The 14,101-nt window shown below is 64.8% G+C and carries 13 protein-coding genes, 1 tRNA gene and 1 pseudogene; 11 read left to right on the top strand and 4 right to left on the bottom strand.

What is annotated here, in order from left to right; all coding sequences use genetic code 11:
• The 7 genes and pseudogenes from A9D60_RS21590 to A9D60_RS21560 form a co-directional block, all read left to right on the top strand.
• Positions 1-581, top strand: a pseudogene (locus A9D60_RS21590) (hypothetical protein); the annotation flags it as partial.
• Positions 582-654: 73 nt separating this feature from the next.
• Positions 655-2,715, top strand: coding sequence for a dynamin family protein (locus tag A9D60_RS21585; RefSeq protein WP_065269508.1), 2,061 nt, complete (start codon positions 655-657; stop codon positions 2,713-2,715).
• On the top strand, positions 2,712-3,674 hold the full coding sequence (locus tag A9D60_RS21580) for a dynamin family protein (protein ID WP_065269507.1): 963 nt from the start codon (positions 2,712-2,714) through the stop codon (positions 3,672-3,674). The genes A9D60_RS21585 and A9D60_RS21580 overlap by 4 nt, the downstream gene beginning before the upstream one ends.
• A gap of 60 nt (positions 3,675-3,734) precedes the next feature.
• Positions 3,735-4,112: a hypothetical protein gene (locus tag A9D60_RS21575; RefSeq protein WP_065269506.1), complete on the top strand. Its 378-nt coding sequence runs from the start codon at positions 3,735-3,737 to the stop codon at positions 4,110-4,112.
• Positions 4,112-4,879 (top strand): hypothetical protein, encoded by a 768-nt coding sequence (locus A9D60_RS21570; RefSeq protein WP_065269505.1) that lies wholly within the window; start codon positions 4,112-4,114, stop codon positions 4,877-4,879. The genes A9D60_RS21575 and A9D60_RS21570 overlap by 1 nt, the downstream gene beginning before the upstream one ends.
• Positions 4,880-5,005: 126 nt before the next feature.
• Complete coding sequence (locus A9D60_RS21565; RefSeq protein WP_065269504.1) at positions 5,006-5,488, top strand: GNAT family N-acetyltransferase; 483 nt, start codon at positions 5,006-5,008, stop codon at positions 5,486-5,488.
• Between the two features lie 35 nt (positions 5,489-5,523).
• A tRNA-Arg gene (locus A9D60_RS21560) sits at positions 5,524-5,600 on the top strand.
• Between the two features lie 68 nt (positions 5,601-5,668).
• Here the strand turns inward: A9D60_RS21560 and A9D60_RS27290 are convergent.
• The 4 genes from A9D60_RS27290 to A9D60_RS21540 all read right to left on the bottom strand — a co-directional run bounded on the left by A9D60_RS27290 (position 5,669) and on the right by A9D60_RS21540 (position 9,477).
• Positions 5,669-5,800, bottom strand: a complete 132-nt coding sequence (locus A9D60_RS27290; RefSeq protein WP_302621860.1) for a hypothetical protein — start codon at positions 5,798-5,800, stop codon at positions 5,669-5,671.
• A 158-nt stretch (positions 5,801-5,958) separates the two neighbouring features.
• Positions 5,959-7,455: a hybrid sensor histidine kinase/response regulator gene (locus A9D60_RS21555; RefSeq protein ID WP_141118009.1), complete on the bottom strand. Its 1,497-nt coding sequence runs from the start codon at positions 7,453-7,455 to the stop codon at positions 5,959-5,961.
• A 7-nt stretch (positions 7,456-7,462) separates the two neighbouring features.
• Positions 7,463-8,359 carry a phosphate/phosphite/phosphonate ABC transporter substrate-binding protein gene (locus tag A9D60_RS21550; RefSeq protein WP_175393008.1) on the bottom strand — a complete coding sequence of 299 codons (897 nt, stop codon included), beginning with the start codon at positions 8,357-8,359 and terminating at the stop codon, positions 7,463-7,465.
• 227 nt (positions 8,360-8,586) lie between these two features.
• Complete coding sequence (locus A9D60_RS21540) at positions 8,587-9,477, bottom strand: LysR family transcriptional regulator (RefSeq protein ID WP_065269500.1); 891 nt, start codon at positions 9,475-9,477, stop codon at positions 8,587-8,589.
• Between the two features lie 280 nt (positions 9,478-9,757).
• On the opposite strand from A9D60_RS21540, the gene A9D60_RS21535 reads away from it, so the two are divergent.
• From A9D60_RS21535 to A9D60_RS21520, 4 genes are all read left to right on the top strand, one after another.
• Positions 9,758-11,254 carry an ABC transporter substrate-binding protein gene (locus A9D60_RS21535; RefSeq protein WP_065269499.1) on the top strand — a complete coding sequence of 499 codons (1,497 nt, stop codon included), beginning with the start codon at positions 9,758-9,760 and terminating at the stop codon, positions 11,252-11,254.
• A 97-nt stretch (positions 11,255-11,351) separates the two neighbouring features.
• Complete coding sequence (locus tag A9D60_RS21530) at positions 11,352-12,302, top strand: ABC transporter permease (protein WP_065269498.1); 951 nt, start codon at positions 11,352-11,354, stop codon at positions 12,300-12,302.
• 1 nt (position 12,303) lies between these two features.
• Positions 12,304-13,146 (top strand): ABC transporter permease, encoded by an 843-nt coding sequence (locus tag A9D60_RS21525; RefSeq protein WP_065269497.1) that lies wholly within the window; start codon positions 12,304-12,306, stop codon positions 13,144-13,146.
• 10 nt (positions 13,147-13,156) lie between these two features.
• On the top strand, positions 13,157-14,101 hold a 945-nt coding region (locus A9D60_RS21520), incomplete at its 3' end, for an ABC transporter ATP-binding protein (protein ID WP_141118008.1).

Raw genomic sequence — 14,101 nt, 5'->3', positions numbered from 1 at the left:
TTCTGGGCGTCTACCCGGTTGCCGCGATCCAAGGGCTGACCGCCCGCACCGCTGCGGCGCCGCAGGACGGGCTGTGGCGCTCCAGCGGCGGCAGGCAGCTGAGCGAGGCCATCCAGCGCCAGGTCGATCAGGGCCGCGCCTCCGCCGTTGATCAGGCCGAACTGCTGATCCGCCAGTTCGGCGGCAGCCTGCCGGCTGAGACCGCCGCCGCCGTTCCGGCCCCTGCCTCTGCCCCCCCTCCTGTACCGGCGATTGCCGCCGCCCCGCAGGCCGCCAGCCTGGCGGCTGCGCTGGACCAGCTGCAATCCGGCGCCGAGGCGATGCTGGCCGAGGCCGAGGCCGCTGGCGGCCCGCAGGCCGCCCCGGTGCTGGCGCAATGCATGGAAATGATCCGCAGCCTGTCGCAATCGCTCGACGCAATGCCTGCCAGCGCCGCGGTCGAGGCCGCCCGCGAGGCCGCGCAGGACGGCGAGGAGATGCTGATGCTGTGCCAGCTGGAACAGGACGAGGACGCAGCCGTCGACGCGGTGACCCTGCTGATCCAGCTGAAAAAGGAACTGATGGAAGAGCCGCCAGGGTAGGCGCACAGCCCCAAGCCCCGCGAGCCGGGCAGCAGACCACGACGCCAAAGCAGGACATCAAACAGGCCCCGCCATGAACATGGAAAACCAGATCGAGAGCGCCACCGACATCCGCGCTTCCGCCCGACCCACCAACCTCAGCGCCGGGCTGGAACCGCTGGCGGACTTTGCCCGCAAGGCGCGGCGGCTCGACGGCGCACTTTCCGCCCTGCACGGCGTGTCAGGTGAGCGGGTGCAGCGCAGCCTTGCCCGCCTGCAAGAGGAACTGGGCACCTTTGAGCCCAGCGTCACCCTGCTGGGACAGGTGAAATCCGGCAAGACCTCGCTGGTCAATGCGATGGCGGGCTGGGCCGACCTCCTGCCCTCTGACGTGAACCCCTGGACCTCGGTGGTGACCTCCCTGCACCTGGAGCCGGGCGAGACCCGCACCGAAAACAAGGCCTGTTTCCAGTTCATGACCGAAGAGGAATGGGACCGGCTGACCACCAAGGGCGGCCGCATCGGCGAAATGGCGGGCCGCGCCGGCGCCGATAGCGAGCTGCAGAAAATCCGCACCCAGATCGAGGAAATGCGCGACCGTTCCCGGCAGCGTCTGGGCCGCAAGTTCGAACTCTTGATGGGGCAGAAGCACGACTATGGTTATTTCGACAAGAACCTGATCGAACGCTACATCTGCCTTGGCGATGATTTCGACGACGAGGATTCGGGTGCGGTGGACGAACAGGGCCGCTTTGCCGACATCACGCGCGCCGCCGATCTGTACCTGAACTGCCAGAGCGTGCCGCACCGTCTCTGCCTGCGCGACACGCCGGGTGTCAACGACACCTTCATGATGCGCGAGCAGATCACCATCCAAGCGATACGTGACAGCCGCATCTGCGTGGTGGTGCTGTCGGCGGGCCAGGCGCTGACGTCGGTCGACATGGGGCTGATCCGGATGATCTCCAACCTCAAATCGCGCGAGGTGGTGATCTTCGTCAACCGCATCGACGAGCTGGCCGACCCGGCAAACCAGATCGCCGAGATCGAGGCCAGCATCCGCCAGACGCTGGAGGCCCACCATGGGCCGCAGGAGGCGGAAATCATCTTTGGCAGCGCCTATTGGGCCAACAAGGTGCTGACCGGCGGGATGGAGGATATGGATCCGACCAGCTCCGCCGCGCTCCTGAACTGGGCAGAGGCCTCGGTCAACGCCTCCCACGCCAAGGCAACGCCGCAGAACATGGTGTGGGAGCTGTCGGGCCTCCCGGCACTGAACCGCGCCGTGTCCGAACGGATCGTCGCCGATCTTGGCACACCGCTGTTGCAGCGCATTGCCGCCACCGCCACCACCGCAGCCACCGGCCAGCAGGCCGCCAATGCGGTCATGGTGCAGGGCGAGGGCAGCACCGGCGGCGCCAACATGCACGATGTGCGCACAGCCTTCGAGGATATCTGCCAGACCCATATGTCCGCGCTGGAGGAAGAGGCCGGCCAGGTGCTCGACTCCTTCCGGGAGCGCGCTGACCGGGCCCATGCTACCTTCACTGACCGCGCCACCCACGCGCTGGTCGACCATCTGGAGAAATGGGGGGAGGACTGCCACTGGGAATATGACCCGGCCGGGCTGCGGATGCTGCTGCGCTCTGCCTACTCCGTGATGACCAGCCGCCTGCAATCCGCCGCGCAAAGCCGGTACGAGGCTGCGGTGCAGGATGTGGCAGAGCTGCTTTATGACGGTTTCGGCCCGGCAGTGGAGGGCATCCAGCTGGCAGTGCCCGGGGTGCCCCAGCCCGCTTCCCCGGTTGCGCTGGCACAGTCCATTGCGCTGGATTTCAACGACGGCTGGTGGGCCTCCTGGTGGCGCCGCACCCGCGGCTACAAGGCCTTTGCCAAGCAGTTCCGCAAGCTGATCGCAGGCGAGACAGAGGATTTCATGACCCAGCTCAAGACGGTGCAGACAGCAGATGCCCGCGCCGCCATCCTCGCCCGTCTCCAGGGTTTCTTCGACGACCAGCGCGACATTCTTCTGGAGATTTCCGCCTGCCGCCGCGGCGGCGGAGACATGCAGGCCCTGTTCGCCGGGGACGAGGCCGGCCGCCGCCAGACTGAAACTGCCACTGCATTGGAAACACTCAGGAGTTTCACAGCATGACCTATCAAACTGCCCAGCACGCCCCGGCCTCTGCCGCCCTCCCTCCGGCGGCCGCCCCGGCCCGCAAGCCGCGGCTGGCGCTGATGGGCGAATTCAGCGCCGGCAAGAGCACTCTCACCAACCTGCTGGTGGGCCAGCAGCCGCTGCCCACCCGCGTTACCGCCACCCGCCTGCCGCCGGTCTGGATCTCTCACGGGGTGGAGGGCGCCCGCCTGACCGGCACCGACGGCAGTGAAACACCGGTGCGGCTGGAGGATCTGGACGATGTGCCGCTGGAAACCACCGCGCTGATCCGCCTGACCCTGCCAGCCGAGGCGCTGGAGCTCTGCGACCTGATCGACATGCCCGGGATTTCCGATCCGAACATGCCGACCAGCGTCTGGCAGAACCTGCTGCCGGAGGTGGACAGCGTGATCTGGTGCACCCATGCCACCCAGGCCTGGCGCCAGTCCGAGGCCGCCGCCTGGGAGGAGATCTCCGCCCGCCTCGACGCCCCCAGCACCCTGCTGATCACCCATTTCGACAAGCTCAAGACCCCACGCGACCGCGACCGGGTGCTGCGCCGGGTGCAGAAGGAAACCGGCGATGGTTTCAACGCGGTGTTCCCGCTGTCGCTCAGCCAGGCGCTGGCCGCGGGCGATGACATGGAGGCCTGGAAGACCAGCGGCGCCGATGGATTCATCGAATATTTGGTCGACCTGCTCTTGAACTGGTCCCAGCCGGACCGCCCCCGCCCGCCGGGCCAGTCTGCCACCGCAGCCCAAGCGCTGCAGCCTGAGCAGCAGCTGCGGGCGGATGTGCTGGACATTGGCGGAATGCGCGACAGCGGCCCGCAGCGAGATCCGCAGCTGCAGGTTGCCGCCGCAGGTGCAAGTGACGGTTCCCGTGTGATGCCGCGCCGGGTCTCGGCGCCGTCCCGCCGCAGCCAACGCCCCGAAAACCCTTCTGACGGAGACTGAGACCGCCATGCTGCCAGCACACGCGCCTTGTAAACGTCCGCCCCGCCGCTGGGGCTGCCCATGACCCTGGCCCGTCAGCTCGACGCCTTGCGCGAGTTTGAGCCCGGCTGCCGCCTGGCGGCCTTTGGCGATCTTGGCGCCAGCATCGTGCTGCGCGGCAGCAGCGGCAGCGGCCACCCGCAGGAATACCTCGACGATCTCTGCCAGCAGGCCCGCCGCGGCTTCCTGGCGCTGGATGCGGCGGTCCAGGCCGGCGGTGTGGCAGCGGCGCCTTCTGATGATGTGCTGCTGCTCGCCCCGGGCGAAGCGCGGCTGTTCCTGCGCGCCTCTGACGGCTCCGGCGATGCGGTGCTCTGTGTCTGCGACGATGCGGATGCCGCCGCCCGTCTGGCCGCGCCGGCCCGGCAGATGCTGGCCTGTCAGGACGGGGGGACGTGATGGCAATACCCGCGCAGCAGACCCCGCAAGCCAGCCCCGGCGGCGCCTCAGTCCTGCACCAGGCGCTGGTCAGGCTGGCCCAGCCCGCCTGCGACGCGGCATCCGGCACCGGTGACAGCCTGACCGCCGCAGTGCTGCGCGAAATCCGCGAGACTGTGCTGCCGCGCGAAATCACCCTGTGCATCAACAGCCGCGCCGCCGCCACCCTCACCGTGGCGCAGCGCCGGATTGCGGGCCTCAGCCTGCCGGACAGCGCGGAGCCCTCCTCCGCCGCTGATGACCCGGAGGCTGCAGCCCAGCTCTTTGCCGCCCGGCTGCAACGGCTGCAGACGGGCAGCAAGGGCGGGGGTTTCAGCTTCCGCCGCCGCCCCTGCCCTGCACCGCAGGGCACCGGCACCTGTTCCGCGGAAACTCTTGCCGCCACCCTCGCGGCGGCAAGCGGCGGCCGCCTGGACCAGTTCCGCACCCGGGCGCTGCCGCAGGCCGCAGCCTGGCTGCATTGCCCGCAGGACAGCGGCCAGATGCGAGGCGGCGGGCCGGAGGCGCTGCGCACCCGGCTGGAAGCGGTGCGCCAGACGCTTGCCTCAAAGGCAGCCCGCCCCGCCTCGGCCCGGATGCCGGTGCCGAAACCGGACTGCCTGCTGCTGCCCGTCTCTCCGCAGCTGCACATCCTCGCCGCCTCCGACGGCGGCGCCCTGCTGCTGCTGGCCCTGCCGCCGGAAGCGGCCCGCGCCCAGGCCGCCGCCTGGGCGGGCATTTACGGCTGACCCTTTGTCATTGCCCAAAAAACGGGCACATCCTGTGTCAGCGGGTGTGGCAGAACACTTGCCCGATTGCCATCTGCTGCAGGCCGGGTGATATCTTGGCGCAGCCAGCCCGAAGGGATCCGGACAATGACCGCTACAGCTTTTGACATCGCCGCCGCCCGCCCCTCTGACCCCGAGGCCACCGCCCTGATCCGCCGCCACCTGGCGCAGATGGCGGCGCAATCGCCGGAGGACAGCTGCCACGCCATGGACATCAGCGGCCTGGAGGGGCCGGAGGTGCAGTTCTTTCTGCTGCGCCGGGACGGTCAGGCGCTGGCCATGGGCGCGCTTAAGGACCTGGGTGATGAAACCCGCGAGCTGAAGTCGATGCATACCCTGACAGAGGCCCGCGGCAGCGGTGCAGGCCGTGCCATGCTAGGCTTCCTGTTGGACCTTGCCCGCCGCAGTCAGGCTGCCGCGATCTACCTGGAGACCGGCTCCACCGAAGATTTCCTGCCCTCGCGCCGGCTCTATGAATCCTTCGGCTTTGTCCCCTGCCCGCCGTTTGCCGATTACGCCGAGGATCCGTGGTCGGTCTTTATGCATCTGGATCTGCGCGCGGCGGCTTGACCCCCGGCCGCAGCCTGTCATAACTGGCGCCAAGCGGTCCCTTAGCTCAACTGGATAGAGCAGCTGACTTCTAATCAGCAGGTTTGGGGTTCGAGTCCTCAAGGGATCGCCATTTTCTGATTTTATTGCCAATTGGGCACAACCTTGCACAGTTTGGGGATTTTGATGCACACCCCTGTGTCAAGAGAGATGTGCCAGGTGAAGCCCGGTCTCCTTCACTATCACCGTCGGCGTGATGAATTTTTCATTGAAACCGCCAGCCATCAGAATGGTGACGGTCGGGATACGCTGATCGGATTTCAGCGTATTCACGCCTGCCTCCACCTGCCGCATGGCCTCACTAGCAACAACTGCAAACGCAATCCAAGCGGCACACGGCCTTCAGCAGCCGGGTCTGCCGGACAGGTCAGTTCAGCTTTTGGATTTTCCCGAACCCTGCCACGCCAAGGCCTTCGGCTTTGCATACCGCATTATCCCGTCACCAGGTTTTCAGCTGTTGCAAGGGCGCATGTGAAGGTGAACGTGGACCCTTTCCCGAGCACGGACTCGACCTCAATACCGCCCGCCATCAGATGCGCGAGACGGGAAGCGATCGCCAGACCCAGCCCGGTTCCTGCGAAATTCCGGGAGGCGGAACTGTTACCTTGGGAAAACGCTGTGAAGATCTTCTCGAGACTGTCTTCGGGAATACCCACCCCGGTGTCTTTCACGGCGATCCGCAGCTTCGCCATACCACCAGCGGCCCGGCCGGTGACTTTGACCGTTACCGATCCAGCCTCGGTGAACTTCAGTGCATTGCCGACTAGGTTCACAATGACCTGCCGGATCCGTCCTTCATCTCCCTGGACAGCCTTCGGCGCCTGGGGATCGTATTCCAGCCGCAGCGCCACCGGGCTTTCCGCCGGATTGGGGGCCAGCATCCGGACCACCCCGCTCAGAAGATCCTCCAGGTCAAGCGGCGCAGTCCGCAACTCCAGCTTCCCGGCCTCTACCTTGGAGAAATCGAGTATCCCGTTGATGATGCCCAGCAGCGCTTCGCCGGATTCGGAGATCGTCCTGGCATACAGCGCCTGCTCCTCGTCCAGGCTGGTTTCCTCCAGCAGCGAGGCCATGCCCAGCACCGCGTTCATCGGGGTCCTGATTTCATGGCTCATTGTCGCCAGAAACTCGGACTTTGCCTTGCTCCCCGCCTCAGCAGCCCGCGTCCTTTCCTTCACCTTGTGCTCCAGCGAATTCGCAAGCGCCTTTAGTTCGGTATTGCTGCGGTCCAGGTGATTCAAAACCTCGGTGAAAGCCTCTCCCAGGCGGCCGACTTCACCGTGGCCGCACTCAGGGACTTCCCGCTTGGCACTGCCCAGGCGGATACTGGTGGCAAAGTCCGTCAGCTTCTTGATCGGCCGGGTTATCTGGTTGGCCATGACGACAGCGGCAATTGAGGCAAGACCGGCACAGACACCGGCCAGGAGCAGGGTCAGCCGGATATGCTTCATCCATTCGGCGTCAAGCCGCGCGGTCGAAAATTCCAGCACCACATACCCCAGCCGCCGGTCCGCCGTTGCCTGCACCGGTCCGGCAACCCGGATCACGCCGTCCTGCAGCGAGGTGACCCATTCAGCGCGTTCTCTGGCCTGCCGCAGATAGGGTTCGTTGAACTCCCTTCCCCGCAGCGGATTTTCATCGGTTCCATCGGTCAGAACGCGCGTGCCCGCATCCAGGATCATCACCCGCAAGGCACTCTCACCGGCGAGGACCGAGCTCACCTGCTGGCGCATCAGTTTGACATTCAGCTCATACAACGGTTCCAGAACCGCCTCGCCCAGAGTCTTTGCCAGCACCGTTGCATGGCGTTCGAACGCAGCAACTGATGCTTGGTGGGCTAAGGTAATCGAAATGGCCGAAACCGCCCCTGCAACCGCAAAGACGATCAGAACCGTGTAGACCACCAGTTTTGTCCTGAGGCCAGACATGCGAAACTCAATTGCCGCCAATCAGGGTTGTCACCGGCGTCTCAAACTCTTCCAGCATGTCCAGCGTTTGCTCCGGTATGGTATCGAATTTCGTCGTTCTTTMAAAATTTTCAAGAATCGCGCGGCCTTCATCGTTTTGATCCATGCTGATCAGCACCGCCTGCACCGCCGCAGTGAACTCAGTGGATGCCCCAGGAGACAAACTGACCACATGCCGCGGGATACTTTCCGTCTGGACAAGCACGTCAAGGCTGCCGAAATCATCTCCGGCGCGTTTTTTCAGCCCGTGCAGCGACATGGCGCCGGCATCGACCAGCCCGCGCAGCACCCATTCGATTGTGTTTTCGTCATCCCCGGAAAACACATAACCCGTGGCCTCGGCGGGCCGCTCCGCCCGCGGGCCGCTCATCGCGGTGAGCTGAACACCTTGCGCTGCAATCGTGTGCCGGGGCAGGATGTAACCGCTGGAGGAGAAGGCCTCTTCAAAGGCGATGACCCTGCCCTTGAGGTCTTCCAGCGACTGGATGCCGCTGTCCCGGCGGACAAAGACGACAGACCGGTATTCGGCGACACCCTTTTTCCATCTGCGCGCAACCAAACGGCTGCCGCATCTTGCCCTGACCGCGAGCGATACAAGCGGGCTGTCAACAAAGACATCAACCTCMCCATTGCTCAGCAGTTCCGCCATATGGGCAATGTTCCGGGCAATTCTGACTTCTCCCGCCGTAACCCCTTCATCCTGAAGCTGCGCTGCCACATATTTGGCAAAGGGCAAAAAAATGCGGGTTTCCTTGACCGTCTCGTCGCTGATTGTGCCGATGACGAGGCTGCGGGCCCCGGCGGCATGACTGAACAGCAGGCTGAGGCAAAGGCAGGCTAAAGGGACTGCATTCTTGAGGTTCACGGGGCTATTCCTCTCTTTTTCTGCAGACAGCGCGGGGCAAGGAACTTAATACCGCATGCTGCGCAGCCGGGAAGGCAAAGAATAAAATTCTCAATTTGTCTCACGGGAAAACCCAAGCACAAAGGTTACACTGCACAGGCAAAGCAATCCTTAATTTTTTCCGACTGGCGGATTTTTCCAGCAACTTTGGCCGGAAAACAGCGCCTTCCGGCCAGAACGGGGCTCCGTCAGAGGTAGCTGGGAAGACTGCGCCCTGCCCGCTCCAGCAGCCAGCGGGCCACCCGCTTGGCTATGGGCCGGGCATTCTCCAGTTGCTGTGCGGCAAAGCCGTGCATCTTGCCCGGCAAGTATTTTCCCGGGAAGGCCTCGACCAATGCGCCCTTCTGCAAGTCCTCCGAGATGAATGGTTTGGCCGCCAGCGAAACTCCGGCCCCGGCGCGGGCCAGCCGTATCGCGGCAGCCAGGGAATTGACCTCAACAACCCTTCCGTCGAGCGGGCCGGCTATTCCTGTTGCTGCACACCACTGGGGCCAGGCCACACGCGGGCCGGCGCATTCAATCAGCACACACTGCCCCCATTTGCCGCCATGCTGTTCAAGATAGGCCGGGGTGCAAACTGCCGTCACAGTTTCCTGCACCAAGGGCACGAAGCTCGCGGCATCTCCCGACCCGTATCCGATCACCAGATCATCCTTGTCAAAGCGCGTGTGATTGGCCTGGTAGTCGATGGTCAGCGTCAGCTCCAGTTCCGGGATGTCCCGCATCATGTCCGGTATCAGCGGGGTTAGGCAGAATTCGACAAAGGCCGGGGAATAGCACGCGATGGAAACGTTGTTGCGGGTTTGCCGGGAGAACATTCTGGAGGTCGTCTGGGAGAGCGCTTCCAGCGCCTCCTGCACATGCGGATGGTAGGCATAGCCTTCATCGGTCAGCACCACATGCCGCCCCCGCCGTTCGAACAGGCTCGCGCTCAGCGCCTTTTCCAGTTTTTGAATCTGCAGCGACACCGCGCCTTGGGAAAGGCCGAGTTCCTGGGCCGCCTTGGTGAAGTTCAGGTGCCTCGCTGAGGCATCAAAGGCCGAAAGCCAGCCCAGATTGAGATTCGAGTCGTGCCGCATCCCGCCGTCCTATTAGTTTTTTGGGGCCTGACGATGAAAATACCGGTGGTTAAGCACAGAATTTCGGGGGCTGCCCGTGAAACTTTTGTAAAGATTCCGGCTTCGCTGCCCCGACCGTCTTCTCCAACACCTTGAAAACAAGGCATCGCGGCAAATCCGGTGTGGCTCCGCCGGATCCTGCCTTCCCCGGCGTCACAAATCTTTCACCCAATCCGGCAATTCCGGCGGCAGGCAATCACGCCACCACCAATTCCAGCGGGCCACGCCCCAAGGTAGACCCATGAAAAAGTCGCTTTTGCTTTCAGCTGCCATCGCTCTGGCCAGCACTGCCGCCACTGCCGAAACCCTGCGCATCCCGCACGAACTGGGCTTTGGCGGGTCGGAGTCGATGGACCCGATCTCTCCGCAGCGGTTCTATGAAGCCATCCAGAACGTCTATTCCCGCCTGGTCCGCCAGGGCGAAGACGGCCGCCCCTCGCCGGATCTGGCCCTGGAATGGTCAGCCACTCCGGATGCCAAGGAATGGACTTTCAAACTGCGCCCGGACGTGACCTTCCACAACGGCAATGCCTTCACCGCCGAGGATGTCGCCTTCTCGCTGATGCGCACCCAGTCCGAGACCATCGACAGCCCCACCAAGGGCGTGATGGGCATCATCGACCATGTCGAGGCCGTTGACCCGCTGACCGTCAAAGTTGTGCTCAAGGACAGCCATGCGGACTTCCCGCTGTTGACCATGGACTACCGGATCAAGATGCTGGACGCGGAAACCTGCGGCGGCGATCTGGATGCGCTGTGTGAAAGCGGCAATGGCACCGGCCCGTTTGAGCTGACCGGTCTGGACGCCCTGGGCACCACCACCATGAAGCGGTTCGAGAACTACTACGGCAGCAAGGCCGGCGTGGAAAACCTGGAGCTGATTGCCATCGCCGACCAGGACGCGCGCGTTGCGGCCCTGCAGGCCGGCCAGATCGATCTGGTCTACTCGGTCTCCGCCGAGCAGGTGCCGCTGTTTGCAAATAACCCGGACTTCACCGTGCAATCGGTGCCGTCTGGCCGCTGGGTTGGTCTGGTGATGAACACCCAGACCGAGCCGTTCATTGACCCGCGCGTCCGCAAGGCGATCCGCATGTCCGCCGACCGCGATGCCCTGGGCAAGCTGGTTTACGGCAAGGGCGGCTTCATCGTGTCCTGCGACCACCCTGTATGGACCGGCGACCAGTACCGCAAGGAAATCGACTGCAGCCGCGACGTGGACGGCGCCAGGGCGCTGCTGGCAGAGGCCGGTTACGCAGACGGTCTGAAGGTTGAGCTGTTCGTTTCCGACATCTCGGAAGGTGCAGTGAAGATGGCAGAGGTTCTGCAGAACCAGGCCAAGGACGCAGGCATCGAGATCGAACTGGTTCCGGCCCCGGCGGACGGTTACTGGGGTGACGTCTGGATGAAAGAAGCCTTCTTTGCCACCGGCTGGTCGCAGCGCCCGGCGGACCAGATCCTCAATGAGGCCTACCGCTCCGGCGCGGCCTGGAACGAGACCGCCTGGAACTCGGCCGACTTTGACGCCAAGCTGGACGCGGCCCGCTCCGAACTGGATTTCGGCAAGCGCAAGGAGCTGTACGGGGAATTGCAGAAAGAGCTGTGGGAAACCGGCGGCTCCTTCATCCCGGTTCACCTGAACATCACCCGCGTCCTGTCTTCCAAAATTGGCGGCCTGCCGCCGGTCGAGGGCTTCTCGATCCGCTATGAAGACGTGACCAAGAACGGCTCCGGCTCCTGATCCATAACCCAAGGGGCATCTCCCCCCTTCAAACTGGCGCGGCCTGCCCCTCCCGAAAACAGGCCGCGCCTCTGTCTTTCCTGCAAAGGGCCAGCCCATGCCATCCCTGATCCTGCGCCGCTTCGGCTTTGCGGCCTTCACCATCGGTTTTGTCTCCATTGTCATGTTTGCTGCGGTCGAGGCGCTGCCCGGCAATGTCTGCACCTCCTTCCTGCAGCGGTTTGCCCAGGGCCCGCGGCTGGAACGCTGCATCGAGCAGCAGGGGCTGGAGCGCCCCGCACTGGTGCGCTACGGCGATTGGGTGGCGGGTGCCGTGCAGGGCGATTTCGGCTATTCGCTGAAGAAACGCAAACCGATCAATGAGCTGATCCGGGAACGCTTCCGCAACACTGCTCTGCTGGGCGGGCTGGCGGCGCTGCTGGCAATCCCCTTTGCCATCTTCTTTGGCATCGCCGCGGGCGTCAGGCGGGACAGGCCGCTGGACCTGTCGCTGTCGGGCGCTGCGATGCTGGCGATGACGATCCCTGAATTCGTGACCGCCACCGCGCTGATCTATGTCTTTGCCATCGTGCTGCAGTGGTTCCCCGCTGTCACAATCGTCTCTCCCGGTGCGGGCTTCATGCAGATGCTGCCCAATATCGTGCTGCCGGTGCTGGTGCTGAGCGCGGTTCTGGTCGCCCACATCATGCGGATGATGCGCGCCTCGGTGATTGACGTGATGGCCTCGGATTACGTGCATATGGCGCGGCTCAAGGGCGTGCCGGAACGCCAGATCATCTGGAAACACGTGGTGCCGAACGCAATGATCCCGGCGCTCAACGTGATCGCGCTGACCATTGCCTGGCTGCTGGCCGGTGTGGTGGTGGTCGAAAAAGTCTTCAACTACCCCGGGCTTGGAACGCTGATGATCCAGGCGATCTTTGACCGCGACCTGCCGCTGGTGCAGGCCATCGCGCTGATCTTCTCCGTGATCTATGTGGGCGTGAACCTGGCCGCGGACCTCGCCGCGCTCGCCCTGGATCCGCGCCTGCGCCGGAAGGGGCACTGACATGCTGAATCTGCTTGCAACAATTGCGTCGAAACCTTCCGGCGCGCTTGGCCTTGGCCTCACCCTGTTCCACCTGGCGCTGGCGGTGCTGGCCCCCTGGATCGCGCCGTTCGACCCGACCGCGCAGAACGCCGACGCCATCCTGCTGGCGCCCGATGCCACCCACCTCATGGGCACCGACACGCTGGGCCGCGATGTGTTCTCGCGCGTGGTCTACGGCGGGCGGCTGGCGATTGCCGTCACGTTCACCGCTGCCGTGATTGCCACGCTCTGGGGCGGCTTTGCCGGCATCTTCTTTGGCACCGTCGGCGGCCGGGTGGATGAATACTCTATGCGCATCGTGGATGCTTTCCTGTCGATGCCGTGGCTGCTGTTCCTTCTGCTGATCATCTCGATCGGCGGCGCCGGGCCGCTGACCATCATCCCGACGCTGGGCTTCTTCTATGGCGTTGCCGTGCTGCGGGTGGTGCGCGGGGCCGCGATGCAGGTGGCGGCCCGCGACTTTGTCACCGCCGCCAAGGCCCGGGGCGAGGCGCTGTGGCCGATCCTGTCGCGCGAGATGTTCCCGAACCTCTCCGACATCCTGCTGGTCGAGGGCGCGATGCGCTGGAGCTGGATGCTGCTCGCGTTCTCCTCGCTGTCTTTCCTGGGCTTCGGGGCCACCCCGCCGACACCAGACTGGGGGCTGATGGTGGCACAGGAGCGAGGGCTGCTCAGCACCGCACCCTGGGGCGTGTTCTGGCCCTGCGCCGCGCTGAGTTCGCTGATTATCGGGATCAACCTGCTGGCCGACGCCGTGGGCAAGGCCCTGGGCCTGGACCGCGCAACCGCCGTCGCCGTGTAAGGGGAATGTCATGACCGAACCATTGATCAAGATCGAAGACCTCTCGTTGGGCTTCTCCGCCAGGGACGGCCGCGAGGCGCCGATCCTGCGCGGGCTGTCGCTGGAGCTGGCCCCGGGCGAGACCCTCGGCATCGTCGGCGAGAGCGGCTCCGGCAAGTCCACCGTGGCGCTGGCGATGATGGGCTATCTGAAGCCCGGCCTGTCGGTGTTCCGCGGCCGGGCGGTGTTTGACGGCCACGACATGTTTGCCCTGCCGGAGAAGCAGCGGGCGCGGCTGCGGGGGTCGTCGATTGCGCTGATCCCGCAGAACGCGGGCCAGGCGCTGACGCCGACGCTGAAGATCGGCCAGCAGATCGACGAGGCGCTGCTGCTGCACACTGCATTGAACAGCGAAGAACGCAAGGCCAAGGTGCTGGAGCTGCTGAACCGCGTGCGCCTTCCTAGCCCCGAGGACATTGCCGAACGCTATCCGCATGAGCTGTCGGGCGGCCAGCAGCAGCGCACCGCGGTGGCGATGGCGCTGGCAGGCAACGCCAAGGCGCTGCTGCTGGATGAGCCGACCACCGGCCTGGACGTGACCACCCAGGCGCATATCCTGGAGTTCCTGCGCAGCCTTGCCAAGGAACTGGGCGTGGCGATGATCTATGTCAGCCACGACCTGGGCGTGATCGCCCGCGTCGCTGACCGGGTGGCGGTGATGTATGCCGGGATGCTGGTCGAGGAAGGTCCGACCCGCGACGTGCTGCGGGCGCCCAATCATCCCTATACCCGCGGCCTGCTGGCCTCGATCCCGCGGCTGGGCGAACCCGGTATTCCCGCCTCGATGCCCGGGGTGCCGCCCGCTGTCGGATCGGTGCTGACGGCCTGCGCCTTTGCGGACCGCTGCCCGCAAGTCCGGCCGCKCTGCAAGGATGGCATCCCCGCTCTGGAGCGCCGCGGCGGCCGCCAGGTGCGC

It is taken from the genome of Leisingera sp. JC1, assembly GCF_001679925.1.
Classification (GTDB): domain Bacteria; phylum Pseudomonadota; class Alphaproteobacteria; order Rhodobacterales; family Rhodobacteraceae; genus Leisingera.
This window is presented reverse-complemented; position numbering and strand designations above follow the sequence as displayed.

Bases quoted from the DNA above. Each gene is read 5' to 3' on its own strand.
- A9D60_RS21585 (WP_065269508.1), top strand. From the start codon at position 655: ATGAACATGGAAAACCAGATCGAGAGCGCCACCGACATCCGCGCTTCC.
- A9D60_RS21580 (WP_065269507.1), top strand. From the start codon at position 2,712: ATGACCTATCAAACTGCCCAGCACGCCCCGGCCTCTGCCGCCCTCCCT.
- A9D60_RS21575 (WP_065269506.1), top strand. From the start codon at position 3,735: ATGACCCTGGCCCGTCAGCTCGACGCCTTGCGCGAGTTTGAGCCCGGC.
- A9D60_RS21570 (WP_065269505.1), top strand. From the start codon at position 4,112: ATGGCAATACCCGCGCAGCAGACCCCGCAAGCCAGCCCCGGCGGCGCC.
- A9D60_RS21565 (WP_065269504.1), top strand. From the start codon at position 5,006: ATGACCGCTACAGCTTTTGACATCGCCGCCGCCCGCCCCTCTGACCCC.
- A9D60_RS21555 (WP_141118009.1), bottom strand. From the start codon at position 7,455: ATGTCTGGCCTCAGGACAAAACTGGTGGTCTACACGGTTCTGATCGTC.
- A9D60_RS21540 (WP_065269500.1), bottom strand. From the start codon at position 9,477: ATGCGGCACGACTCGAATCTCAATCTGGGCTGGCTTTCGGCCTTTGAT.
- A9D60_RS21535 (WP_065269499.1), top strand. From the start codon at position 9,758: ATGAAAAAGTCGCTTTTGCTTTCAGCTGCCATCGCTCTGGCCAGCACT.
- A9D60_RS21530 (WP_065269498.1), top strand. From the start codon at position 11,352: ATGCCATCCCTGATCCTGCGCCGCTTCGGCTTTGCGGCCTTCACCATC.
- A9D60_RS21525 (WP_065269497.1), top strand. From the start codon at position 12,304: ATGCTGAATCTGCTTGCAACAATTGCGTCGAAACCTTCCGGCGCGCTT.